Genomic DNA, 13,012 nt, shown 5'->3' with positions numbered 1-13,012 from the left:
AGAACTATGGCGTCCTTTCGACTCTGCTCGGAGTGACAACACTTCTACACCGGATAATTTTCGATCACAAAAGCTTCCGCGTTGTTGTAGCAGAAGTCATCCACCAGCTTTTCGGCGTCTTCACGGGAGTTGATATGGGCGAGATGTTTGGCGTTTGGGTTTTGGCGGGCTTGGTCGATCACTTCCACCAGATCGTCTGCAAATTTCTCGTATTCCAACGCCGTTGGATAGGCGTTGATTGGATCGATCAGCCCTTCGAAATCCGTCCCAAGCGTTAGGGATTTCCAGATTTGGGGTTTTTGGGCTTCATTTAATTTCGGGTTTTCGTAGGCGCTGATGACGATGCCTTCAATATTTTCCCAGATGAGTTGGATTCCGTTGCGCTTGCTCTCAGGATCATTGAGGTCTTTTTTGGTGATGCCAAGGATTCTCTGGTCAAACGAAATCCCAAACATTCCCCTTGTTTTGACGATCATTTCGATGTCCTCGTCGCACATGTTGATGTTCCAGGCATTAAACCTCCCGCTTTTTTTGTCGCAGTAGTCATCTTTTTCCTCCTTTTCGCAGCGGATATGCTCAGCCAGCGATTCGACGCCGGAGTAGCCACAGTGCGACGCAATGACCGGAATCCGGTCTCCCCTTTCGAGGCATTCATCGATCAGCTGGTAGTAGTCTACGCGGGACTTGGCCGCCATGTGTTTCACATCGATGAGGATCCGATATCCCAGCGCCGGGTCACGCTCTCCTTTGAGATTCAGTCCAAGAAATTCACGGACAATCCGGTGTCCATTACGTCGAAAGCCCGTATTCGTATGCTGGCCTTGCTTCATCAGGATCTTTCCCATATCCGGGATGGAGTGGGCATGGCCGCAGAGCTGGTTGTCGAAGTGGTGGGAAAAAGTGATGAAAAACACGGGAGTTTCCCACATCTCCTTGATGAATTTGATCCGGTCCGAAGTATCCTGCACGCTCTTGCAACTCTCGCGTCCCATGGCATGCGCACCCTCGATGGTGAGGATCATGGTGATTTCCGAGTCATCTGCCAGGGATTTGAGCAGTTCTGAACGGTCTTTGGGTACCCGATAGGACGCATTTTCTGCCACATAGGATTTTGGCTCTTTTTCGGCACGTTTTGCAGCCGCTTTTTCATCTCCGAAAAGCGCAGAGGGCACATGGATTTCATTCTTTTTAATCCGCTTGCCGGAATCGAGCAGGACGAAGTCCTTTTCCCTGTTCAGCGCCTCCCAATAATCATATTCTTCAGACTGGAAATAATCAATCACTTTGTCCGGAATCCGCATAAACGCCGTCTGTAGGAGATCCCGTTTTATTCCAGAATGTCCCAGGATCCCCCTCGCGGCGAAATGATACCATTTGTCTTCCTTGATCTTTGGATCCATGCCTTTGACAAATTCCCGCTCAAGAGGATAGAGGGAGTTGAAGGTAAGGCGGAGGTTGCCATTCCAGCACTTGACCAGGTCAATCTGGCTGTAGCTGGCGCCCATCTTTCCTTTTTCTTTGTTTTTGGAGTTGGAGGCGATGACCGTCCAGGGGCTGAATTCACCTTTTCGTTTGAATTTTTTTGCTTTTTCCTGCATGTGAAAATGCGCCCGCATGTGATTGTGGCAGTGCAGATCTGAGAATCTTCGGCTCATGGGTTTAGGATAAAAATGTGAGGTTTATGATTTAAAGCTCCTGCGTAAAAATGCGACGGGGCTGACTCTTTTGCCTGATGTTCAGGTCGCAAGCGGATTATAATTTCCAAATAAATCTTCTTAATATCAAAAGACAGAAGTCATTTCCATGGATTAAGAAATTGAGAAGTTTGATAAAATACCTTTTTGGTTTAAGATCAGTTCTCAACTTTGAAAATGAAACTCGGGTATTTATAAATAGCTAATCAACAACCACCAATGTTCAAAAGAAGAGAGTTTATCAAAAGTCTGGGCCTGACTTCGGTAGGTTGGCTTGGCATGGGAGACGCCGTATTGGCGGGGATACAGAAAGAGCTTCCGCTAAAAGGATTTTCTACAGTTTTCAGTCCGATCCGAGTTCGTGGTAGGGTGGCTTCCGCTGGAAAAGGACTGCCGGGGGTAGCCGTGTCTGATGGGCGCGTAGTTGTCCAAACCAATTCAAGCGGAGAGTTTGAAATGATCTCTGGAAATGACCGGGATTTTGTTTTTGTGTCTTTGCCAGCTGGATTTGAAATCGCGAAACAAGCGAATGGGTCCGCCTCTTTTTTTCAAAAAATAGATGGCACTAAGGCGGATCAAAATCTCTACTTCGACTTGAAAAAGGCAGGTAATTCGGATGGAAACCATCATTTTCTCCTGCTGTCAGATACGCAGATTCAGGACGACTACGACGCTGGACAGCTACTCTCCGTTGCCGCTCCAGACGTGCAGAAGACTATTGCGTCCCTCAATGATCCAAACTTGTTTGGGATCGGTTGCGGGGATTTGGTGTATGACAGACTGGAGCTTTTCAAAGAATACAATCAGTCCGTGCAGATGTATGATACTCCGTTCTTTCAGGTGATGGGAAACCATGACTTGGACTTTGGCGGGAGATCTGATTCGACCACCACGGGGACTTTCAAGAGTCATTTTGGCCCGACTTACTATTCTTGGAATAGGGGAGAAGTGCACTATGTTGTCCTCGACGATGTGTTCTATCTCGGCAATCCCGGGCCCGGCACCAAGTACATCGGCCATATCCCCGAGGAGCAAATGGCATGGCTGGAGCAGGATTTGGCATTGGTCGAAAAAGGCAAAACTATCGTCGTCTCCCTTCACATCCCAACCTATACCGGGGCTGTGACTCGATATCCAGACAGAGATACGCTCGGTGGAACGGTCAGTAATCGAGAACATTTGTATCGCATGCTGGAAGGATACGATGCGCATCTCCTGTCTGGACACACCCACTTTAACGACAATATGATCAACGGCCATGTCTATGAACATTGTCATGGAACGGTATGTGGCGCTTGGTGGTCAGGTCCGATCTGTTACGATGGTACGCCTAACGGCTATGCAGTCTATGAAGCGAAAGGCTCAGAGTTGCGATGGAAATACAAGGGGACAGGCTTGGATATCAACGCGCAGTTCCGGGTTTATCCGGCTGGCTATCACAAGGACTTTCCCGACCAGATGTCGCTCAACTGCTGGAACTATGATCCGGCTTGGGAGATCAGCTGGTTTGAAAACGGGATCAAGAAAGGATCTCCCGAGAAAAGAGTTGCGTTTGATCCTTGGAGCGTAGAATTGCACACTGGGCCAACTTTGCCTTCGCGCCGCAGCTGGGTGGAGCCACAGCTCAATGACCACATGTTTTTCTTCAAGCCTGAGTCCAAGGATAATCTGGTGGTGGAAGCCAAGGATCGCTTTGGAAACGTGTACACGAAGAAGGTTGGATAGGAAGTCTCAGTGATCAGTCTCAATGATCAAATCGTGTTGGGACGGAAGAGTTGGCCCGTTGGATGCGTGAGTTGAATAAGAGCAAACTCCCCCTTTGATTTCGAATTTAATCCGGGAACCGGATTTTGAGGGAAAGGGGCAAGGGGATTTCTTTCGAAGTCTAAAGATTGGTAAGTGATGGCCTGTAATTTTCAAGCTCGCTTTTTTGTTTTTAAATTCTCCGCCAGCTCTAGCGCGCATCCCCAAGCAACCGTGAATCCAGCTCCTCCGTGGCCATAGTTGTGAAAAACGTTGGTATAGGCTGAGTCAAATTCAAACCGCACTGCGCTTCTTCTCGGGCGTAAGCCGACGATGGTATCCAAGATCTTTGGTTTTTTGGAGACCCCGGCCGCTCTCAGCCGGGAAAGGATGAGGTCGGTGTCCGCCGGGTCGATGGATTCATTCCAGTCGTTTTCGTAGTCCGTTCCGCCGATGACACAGTCTCCGCTTCGGTTGATCACATAGCTCAGCGCGCCTCTTTGGAGAGGATTGGCAAAGGACGCTACAGATAGTTTTTCGCAGCGAAGAATCTGTCCCCGCATCGGATGCAGGTCCTCATCCTGGCAGAGTTTCCTCGCTCCTAAACCCGTGCAGTTGACTACCAATTCATCCAAGGAAGCCAGTTCCTCCAAAGACCTGATTTCCCGTTGCTCAAAGGTGCCGCCATTTGCCACGAATCGTCCAAAGAGATGGGGCAAGTAGAGGAGCGGTTCGGCAAGCGGAACTTCGGAAACGAAGGCCATTTCCATCCCCTTTGGCAATTCGTCCAGGGTGGCTTTCCTCACTTTTCCCTCTGGCATTTGCCTTGTCCAATCGATGTTGCTTTCGTAGTCGTATGCAGTGACAAAGGGAATAAAGGAAACCCCGCTGCTTGGGCTGACTTCGCTTAGGTAGCGATGGTAGGACCTCGTCGCCCAAGCATTTGTCTTTTCCTTGGGCTGTATTTCAAAGGGAAACCAGATCGCGCCCACCTTGCTGGAGAGGGTAGTGTCAAGGCGCTCCTTTGCGATAAGCCTGACTTGAAAACCTGCTTCCTGAAGGGCGATGGCAGAGGTCAGACCCACGATACCCGAACCGACAATGCTCAGCGATTTCATTTTAGCTTTACTTTTTCGTCGCGGTGAATGTGCCGTTGGGCTGGATCAAGACCAAGGTGGAGGTGCCTTCTTTTTCTTCAAATCTGGTCTTGTAGCCGGTCAATCCTTTGATTATAAATTCATTTTCCTTGGTAGGAAGTAGCGTGTATTCCGGTTGGCCGGGAACGAAGAGCATGAGCTTTTCTTCCTTGATCGAGACTTTCAATTCCATTCCCGAGAGGACGTAAGTGCCCACGTAGCTGCTGAGGGTTTCTTGGTTGACGGCTACTTCCTCCGGAGTTCTTTTGAAAGAAATGGGATCCAAAGTCGGCTCGATCTTCATACTGGCCGAGGCGATATCTCCCAGGTCATTGGTCTGGAAATTGAAGTTGAAGCCTGCGTTGGCGGTGGTATCGACCTTTCCGTCTTTCACTATGTAGGGTGCAAAGATGTCGTAGTGGGTGTGCTTCAGGAACATTTTTTCCCTCGGAAACTGCGCCCATAGCGAGTCGTTTTCCAACTCGATCCTAAAGGTGCCGCAGCCGGGATGCTGGTATTTCCCGGTGTATTCGGCCAGGCTATGCGAGGGTTTGGTGTTTGGGACGGTGCTGGATTTTTGATCCGCCTTGGACTTTGCCTGTTGCTCCTTTGCCTTTTCCGCAATCTTCTCATAGTGGCTCACCCAGTTGGTCTCCGTCAGACCCAGGAGTTGGTCCGAAATGATATTCCTGACCAAGGTGGGAAGTGCCGAGCCATTTTGGTTGCTGAGGACGACGATACCCAGGCTGTCACTGGGAAACAAAGCTACGTTGGCCGAGAAGCCGTCGATATTGCCGCCATGCTCCATCCGGTAGTGGCCCTTGTAGGAAGAGGTAAACCAGGCGTAGCCGTAGCTGTTTAGGTGCTGGTCGGGAAACTTGGGATCCGCAATGCCTTCGCCGACGAGCATAAGGGGATTTGCCGCCTTGGCGACATAGGTTTTTGGAAGGACCTGCTGGTCGCCGAGCTTTCCTTCGTTCAGCCAGATCCGAACCCAATTCGCCATTTCCTTTGCGCTGCTGTTGATACTTCCTGCAGGGCTGATGGCGGCGATGTTGTAGTAGGACATCACCTCATTGGTTTGCCATTCTTTCAGTTGATAGCCTTTGGAGGCGTTTGGCTGACCTTGCAGTTCGGAGATGCTTAGGTTAGAAGTCGTCATCTGCAGGGGCTTGAAGAAGTGCTCGCGGATGTTGTCCTCCCAGCTTTTGCCGGTGAGCTTCTCGGCGATCAGCCCTTGGGCCAGATACATGAAGTTGTTGTAGTACCACTGTTTCCGGATTCCGGTGAAAGGCTCCTGGTACTTGACCCGGGCGAGGAGGCTGTCTTTATTTTCCGTAGGAAAAAGATACCAAGAGATGTCATGCCTTGGCAATCCCGTGCGGTGGCTGACCATGTCCAAGATCGTCACTTGGTTGTTTAGCTCATCGTTGTAAAACTCCAGCTCGGGCAGGTATTTCTTGGGGCTGTCGGTGAATTTCAGCCCTTTTTCCTCCTCCATGATTCCCAGCAAAGCGACGGTGAAAGCCTTCGAAGAGGAGCCGATGGCATAGAGCGTGTTTTCGTCGGCTGCCAGTTTGTTTTCCAAGTCCCGATAGCCAAATCCTTTGGAGTAGATCACCTGGTCGCCTTTGACGATGGCGACCGAGAAGCCCACGGTCTTGGTGGCTTCCTGAATTGCCTTGAGTTTTTCTTCAAGTTTCTTGGTGTCGAGTTTGGTCTGAGCAAAAGTCAGCGTGCTGCTGAGAAAGAAAAGTAGGAGAAGTAGGGTTTTATTCATGGGGAGTGTGAAGTTGGTTTTAAAAAGTGTCGTCTTTTTCAGGTGTGTTATTGACTTCCAAAATAGCCTAAAAACGGGTGTCTTGGTGATTTGGCAAGAGATTTTTAAACGATGAAAGGATAAAGAATTAAAGCGTTGTGTCTGGGCCTTTCAATAGATTTTTCTCGCCAGACTTTTGACGTTTTAGCTCCATCGGAGCCCTCAGCTTGGTATTAACCGAATGCTCCTCTGGAATTTTAGCCCGGTAGGGGCGACGCAGGCACATGAATAAAAAAAAATGAAATTATGGGTGTCGCACCTACGGTACTTCGGATACCTATTTCGGCTTATAGCTACAAAGCTGTTGTGCCGCTGGCACTGTGACGTTGTTGATCTGAGACTCCTTGACTAGCGCAAATCGGCTAAGCAATTTGCTTTCCTCAATCCGGGAAAGCCAAAAAAGCGACCTGCAGCTCTCCGAGTTTCTTGTAGCCCTCCGCGTTCATGTGGATGGGGTCGAGGTAGTAGAGGTCCTTGTTGTGCACATTATATCCGCCCAGCGTGAACTGATCCAAGTAGGGAATGCCATGCAATTCGCATATTTGTTTTTGGATTTCCACATAGCGAACCATCCCGTCCGATACCGCCGGATCATAGGCGCCGCGGTCATTGAAGGCTTTGCTGGAGGTGAAGAAATAGATCTGCGCCTTGGGATTGAGCTCGTAGATCTTTTTGATGCAATAATTGATGCCTCCCGCTTGGGTGATCAGTTTGCTGCTGTCGTAGCCATCAAATTCCGTAAAGTCGGTGTAATGTCCGTTTTCCCTTTTGTTGGTGTAGTCGTTGGTGGAAGCCCAAAGGATGTAGATGTCAAAAACTCCCGCTTCGTTCACTTGCTGCTGCAGGGATTTTCCCTGAAGTGAGGAAAAGCCAGCTCCCGACACGCCGTAGTTCGTGATGCTCATCCCCAGTCGCTCTTTCCACAGGATCTTGGCGCTGTCGCTGGGTGGGATGACCGATACCGAACCTCCAAAGACCGCCACCGACTTGCCATAATTGAAAGAGGCTTTTAAGTCTTGCTGGGCAAAAAGGTTGCTGCAGACGAAGAGGAGAAATACGAGAAGGTACGGCTTGATAAGGTTCATTTTGGGGACGGGGTCAACAGAAAGGATTTTGAGCAAGATAGGGGTTTGGCAGAAAAACGAACCGGGCAAACCCTGTCAGTCACACCTGTAGAATAGGAAAAGCCCAGAAGTATGTTCGGTTTGATTTCTTTGAATTACTCTGAATTAATCAATCAAAAACCCTCAATACAGCGTCTTATCTCCTTTTTCCTTCCAGAGGTTAAAAGCTTTTTGGCTTTCTTCCCGCAACAGGGAGACCATCGGAATCTGTCGGTGTTCGGGCATGACTTCGATTTCCTGATAGATAAAGTTATCATCAAATCCCGCATTGGCCGCGTCTTCCTTGCTGCAGGCGTAGTATACTTTGGAGGGTCTCGCCCAAAAAATCGCTCCCAGGCACATGGGGCAGGGTTCGCAGGAAGTATAGACCTCGCAGCCGTCCAGCTGGAAGTGGTCGAGGTTGCGGCAGGCATCGCGGATGGCCATGACTTCGGCATGGGCGGTCGGGTCTTTGGTGATGAGGACGCTGTTGCAACCTTGGCCGATGATCTCGCCATCCTTGACGATTACGCAGCCAAAAGGCCCTCCATTTCCGGAGAGCATCCCCTGTTTCGCCAGCTCGATGGCTGCACGCATGTATTTCTTTTGGTCTTCGGACATATTCCAAAAATAGGGAATTTGTTTGATGGAGGAGAAGGTTGAAGGCGCTGTAAATGCTGAGGCAGTTGCGGGATTAGACTGCTTCGTCGTGCCTCCTCGCAGGGACGATAGTGCCATCCTGACCCTGCTGCACACTGCGACTGAATACTGCCCACTGGACTCAATTCATCCAGCGCGCCAAAAATTCCAAAAATTGCTCCTTGTAGTTTTCTCCGACAGCGATCTGATGAGCACCGATTTGGATGACGTTTTTCGCAACAGAATCGATCTGATCCAAGGCTACGATGAAAGAGCGATGTACGCGCATGAATTTGTCCGAGGGAAGGAGTTCCTCCATGTTTTTCATGCTGGTGAGGGATAGGAGGGGATTAGCCTTGGACTGCAAGTGCACCTTCACGTAGTCTTTGTAGGCTTCCACGTGGGTGATGTCCTTCAGCATCACCTTGACGAGCTGGTATTCGACTTTTAGAAAGATGTAGTCCTGCGCCGGGGCCGCTTCGACGATTTTGGGTGCCTGGGCGTTTTTGATCCGCTCAAAATATTGGTAGGCTTTGGTGGCTGCATTGAGGAAGTCCTCGTAGCTGTAGGGCTTGAGGAGGTAGTCCAGTGCTTCGACTTTGTAGCCCTCGATGGCAAATTGGTGGTACGCGGTACAGAAGATCGTACGGGTTTTGTCGGAATTTTTCTTTCCGTCCAGGATCCGGGCCAGCTCCATTCCGGAGAGATCCGGCATCTGGATGTCCATGAAGATGAGTTGCACCTCATTTTGGTTGATGTATCCGAGGGCTTCTATGGCGTTGGAAAACTTCGCTTCCAGCTTCAGAAAGGCCGTCTGGCTGATAAACTTGCTCAGCAGCTCGAGCGCCAGTGGCTCGTCATCGATGGCGACACATTTGAGAATCATGCGAGGTTGATGGTCAGGTTCACCCAATACTCCTGTTTCGCATCGTCTTTACCAAACTTGAGGCGATGTTTTTGGGGATAGATCAGGTTGAGTCGACGCTGTGTGTTGGTCAGGCCGATGCCATTTTCGTGTGCTTCCGGACTGTCGGGATTGACTGGGAAGATGTGGTTGCGGGTTTCGAAAAAGAGCGTGTCGCCCATGACTTCGACCTTGATAAGGATCTCGCTTTCGTGCTGGGAGCTGACGCCGTGTTTGAAGCAGTTTTCCAAGAAAGGCAGCAAAAGCATCGGGGCTATGATCAGGTTTTCCTTTGGCTCCTCGATCTGGATATTGAGCTTGACCTTGGATGAAAGTCTCATCTTCATCAGCTCGATGTAATCCTCGATGAAGCGAATCTCTTTGGAGAGGAGCGTTTCGTTCTTCTGGTTTTCGTATAGCACATAGCGCATCATGCGGGAGAGCTTGAGCAGGGCCTCCTGTGCCTTGCTTACGTCCAGATTGGTGAGCGCATAGATGTTGTTGAGCGTGTTGAAGAAGAAGTGCGGATTGATCTGCGCCTTGAGATAGGAGAGCTCGGTATTGATTCGCTGGCGGTCCATCTCTTGGCGAAGGGTCTCGTCGGTTTGCCACTTCTGCACCAGCGCCACCGAGGTGCTGAGGCCGACGGAGATTACGTAAAGGAGGAGCTGGAATACATCTCCCGGCAGCCACCTTTTCTTGGGATCGAAGACTTTTTCTGGATTGAAGGTTTCGTGCATGGCTCTGCCGTATCCGATGAACTGCTCAAAATAAACCACCAAGCCATAAAACAAGACCGCCCCAACCAGGATAACCAGCAGGTACAGGTAATTTTTACCTTTCAGGAGAATCCTGGGTACCAAGATGGAGGAGTTGGAGTAAAAGATGGTGATCAGGACGGCCACCAGAAAGATCTGCTTTGCCCAGAATTGGGTTGGAAGCTGTACTTCTCCCATTTTCCAGGATAGGGGAGAAAGCAGCAGCAGCACCACGCACAGCATGATCCAGCCGAGTAGGTGTACGATCAGGGAAAGATTCTTTTTGGGGATCAGGGTCGCCATTCCGTTGGTTTTCAGTTTCCAAACTAAGGGATTTTACTTTTTACTCTCAAATCAAATCTACAGACCCGACCATTATGCCTATGAATATACACTTTGGCCGGACGAAGGCGGTTTGTAGGCACTTTTGCGGGGTTTGTCCCCATGTTGGGGGGATTTGTCGATAGGATAGACCCACTGGTCTATTAGATTTTTTGAGGCGAAACTTTGCCCGCAACTTTGGGGTATCAATTGGCAGAAGCCCTCTTTTGAAAACAAACCCATGAAAAATTTACTCAATCTAGCACTCGCTTTTTTCTTTATTGGAACGAGCATGTCCTTTGCCCAGCAGCCACAGGCCGAAGCCACAGCAGGACGAATCCGAGGAATTGCCAAAGACCTCAAAACCGGCGAAGCTGTAGGCTACGCCACTGCCGCACTTTATAAAAAAGGAACCGAAGTCAGCACTTCCGGTGCGGTGGCAGACGGAGATGGCGTCTTTTATATCACTGGTTACGAAGTGGGAGAATACGAACTCCACCTGACTTTCCTCGGATACGAGACTGCCAAAAGAACCGTCAACATCAACTCCCTTTCCTCTGAGATCAACCTTGGCGAAATCGGTATGACCGACGAAGGCGTCGCTTTGGAAGAAGTGACGGTGCAGGGACAGCGCGAACTTATCGAAGAGCGCGTGGACCGTACCATATATAAGGCAGAAAACGACAAGACCACTGCTGGTGGGGACGGTACCGACGTGCTCAGAAGAGTGCCAATGCTCTCCGTGGATTTGGATGGGAACGTCTCCTTGAGAGGTAGCTCCAATATCCTCGTCCTGATCAACAACAGACCTTCGGCTATCGCCGCTTCCTCAATCTCCGATGCGCTCAAGCAGATTCCTGCAGATGAAATCAAAGCTGTGGAAGTGATTACCTCTCCATCTGCGAAATATGATGCGGAAGGAACCTCCGGTGTGATCAACATCGTGACCAAGAAAAATACCCTGCAAGGTGCAACCCTGAACGTCAATACTGGCTTTGGACTGAGAGGCTCCAACCTTGGACTCCAGGGAAGCGCAAGAACAGGCAAGTTCGGATTCTCCTTGGGAGGGTTCGGCAGAGCGGGATACAACGTCCTGGGAAGCTTTGACAACAAGCAAGTGACCAACAACGCCGACGGAACAGTCTCTACCTCCCTACAATCTGCTGATACCGAGCGACGAGACGTATTTGGTCGATATAACTTTGGCGTGGACTACGATATCAACGAGTATAACTTCCTGACTGGTGCCGTGAACTTTGGTATTAGAAACTCCAAAAACTGGCAGACCGACTTCTTGACGCAAAACTACCTGGACGATGTCCTGAGAGGAACGCAAAATCGGGAAACCTACACCCTGGACAACTCCAATTCCATCGATGTAAGTTTGAACTATACCCGGACTTTTGAGAAAAAAGGAAGAGAGTTGAGCCTCCTGACCTTGTATAGCACTAACGACCGTGAGAACTCATTTACCAACACTCTGTATGACCAGATTGATTTGGAAGACGTGTTTTCAAGAACGAAGAACGTCAACCCAAGCAAGAACGAAGAATTTACAGTGCAGCTGGACTATGTAACTCCGGTGGATGACAAAGGCAACAAGATCTTGGAGTATGGTGCAAAGAACATCCTGAGAAAGGCTTATTCAGACTTCTCCTACTATTTGGCTGACGGCTCCGAGGGAGAGTTTGTGGAGCTGGAGGACCCTTCCTTGAGCAACGAGTTTAGCTATGACCAGAATGTGACTGCGGGTTATGTTTCTTTCACAACTCCGATCCTGAAAAACTACACCTTGAAAGGTGGTGTGAGATATGAGTACACCACGATCAACGCTGACTTCAAAACCGAATATGAGGCGGAAATTCCTTCTTATGGAACATTCGTTCCTAGTGTGAATGCCAGCAGAAAACTCAAAAACGGCAACCTGATCAAGGCGGCCTACAACAGACGGATCCAACGTCCTTCGCTGAGATACTTGAACCCGAACATAGATATATCCAATCCGCAGCAAATCTCCCAGGGTAATCCAGAGTTGGATCCTGAGATGACGGATAACTACGAGTTGGGATACAGCACCTTTATCAAAAATACCACGCTGAACTTCACCGGATTCTATCGTAACACGACCGGCTCAATCCAACCGCTGCGAACCGTGCAGAATGACGGGGTGATCTTCACGACCTATGAAAACATCGGACACGAGCAAGCTGTCGGTACTAACATGTTCTTCAATATCAACATCAGCAACAAGTTCTCCCTAAACGGTGGCGGGGACCTCTATTATGCGATGTTGGATAACGGCCTGACTGATCAATATGCCGCGAAAAATGAGGGCTTCGTGGTCAGCGGTCGACTGTTTGGTAACTACACCCTTCCGAAAGATTGGCAAGCACAGATCTTCTCCTTTGCGAGAGGTCGTCAGGTTCAGCTACAAGGTAGCTCTGGAGGTTTTGCGGTGTATGGTTTGAACTTCAACAAGCAGTTTAACGAGAAGAAAGGCTCTATAGGCTTTGGTGCGGAAAACTTCCTGATGAAGGAGTTTAAGATCAACAACGAAATCATTACGCCTACCATCGTGCAAAACAGCACCAACGCAATGCGCAACATGAACTTCAAGGTGAACTTCAGCTACCGCATCGGCAAGATGAGCATGGATCAACGTCCAAGACGCAGAAAATCCATCAACAATGATGACCAGAAAGATGGTGGTGATGGCGGTGGACAGATGGAAAACCAAGGTGGGGGATCCACTCCAGCGCGAAACAAATAAAAAGACAGGAAGGCCTGACGCGAACCTTGACATTTTACCGTCTCGATAACTAGGGTCTTCATAAGACAATAAATAGATAGATTGGGTAACAAAAAATCCGGCCTCAGTAGGGTCGGACTTTTTTT

9 protein-coding genes are annotated in these 13,012 nt (G+C 49.5%); 2 read left to right on the top strand and 7 right to left on the bottom strand.

The features are described from left to right. Positions 1–44: 44 nt before the first annotated feature. The gene (locus ABD031_RS15290) at positions 45–1,655 is read right to left on the bottom strand and encodes a hypothetical protein (RefSeq protein ID WP_343853025.1); all 1,611 of its coding nucleotides are present in this window, start codon (positions 1,653–1,655) and stop codon (positions 45–47) included. Positions 1,656–1,913: 258 nt separating this feature from the next. On the opposite strand from ABD031_RS15290, the gene ABD031_RS15285 reads away from it, so the two are divergent. Continuing rightward, entirely contained in the window at positions 1,914–3,419 is a 1,506-nt protein-coding gene (locus ABD031_RS15285) for a calcineurin-like phosphoesterase C-terminal domain-containing protein (RefSeq protein WP_343853023.1), read from the top strand. A 191-nt stretch (positions 3,420–3,610) separates the two neighbouring features. On the opposite strand, the gene ABD031_RS15280 is transcribed toward ABD031_RS15285, so the two are convergent. The 6 genes from ABD031_RS15280 to ABD031_RS15255 form a co-directional block, all read right to left on the bottom strand. Further along, complete coding sequence (locus tag ABD031_RS15280) at positions 3,611–4,555, bottom strand: FAD-dependent oxidoreductase (protein ID WP_343853021.1); 945 nt, start codon at positions 4,553–4,555, stop codon at positions 3,611–3,613. A 7-nt stretch (positions 4,556–4,562) separates the two neighbouring features. Beyond that, on the bottom strand, positions 4,563–6,353 hold the full coding sequence (locus ABD031_RS15275) for a serine hydrolase (protein ID WP_343853019.1): 1,791 nt from the start codon (positions 6,351–6,353) through the stop codon (positions 4,563–4,565). Positions 6,354–6,772: 419 nt separating this feature from the next. After that, positions 6,773–7,513: an SGNH/GDSL hydrolase family protein gene (locus tag ABD031_RS15270; RefSeq protein ID WP_343853017.1), complete on the bottom strand. Its 741-nt coding sequence runs from the start codon at positions 7,511–7,513 to the stop codon at positions 6,773–6,775. A gap of 126 nt (positions 7,514–7,639) precedes the next feature. After that, a complete protein-coding gene (locus tag ABD031_RS15265) occupies positions 7,640–8,233 on the bottom strand; it encodes a nucleoside deaminase (protein WP_343853015.1) in 594 nt (197 codons plus the stop codon). 43 nt (positions 8,234–8,276) lie between these two features. Then, positions 8,277–9,020, bottom strand: coding sequence for a LytR/AlgR family response regulator transcription factor (locus tag ABD031_RS15260; RefSeq protein WP_343853013.1), 744 nt, complete (start codon positions 9,018–9,020; stop codon positions 8,277–8,279). Further along, positions 9,017–10,099 (bottom strand): sensor histidine kinase, encoded by a 1,083-nt coding sequence (locus ABD031_RS15255; RefSeq protein WP_343853011.1) that lies wholly within the window; start codon positions 10,097–10,099, stop codon positions 9,017–9,019. Before ABD031_RS15255 ends, ABD031_RS15260 begins: the two co-directional genes overlap by 4 nt. Before the next feature lie 259 nt (positions 10,100–10,358). On the opposite strand from ABD031_RS15255, the gene ABD031_RS15250 reads away from it, so the two are divergent. Beyond that, positions 10,359–12,887 (top strand): TonB-dependent receptor, encoded by a 2,529-nt coding sequence (locus ABD031_RS15250; RefSeq protein ID WP_343853009.1) that lies wholly within the window; start codon positions 10,359–10,361, stop codon positions 12,885–12,887. The last annotated feature ends 125 nt before the right edge of the window (positions 12,888–13,012 follow it).

The organism is Algoriphagus jejuensis, assembly GCF_039523455.1.
GTDB classification, from domain to species: domain Bacteria; phylum Bacteroidota; class Bacteroidia; order Cytophagales; family Cyclobacteriaceae; genus Algoriphagus; species Algoriphagus jejuensis.
This window is presented reverse-complemented; position numbering and strand designations above follow the sequence as displayed.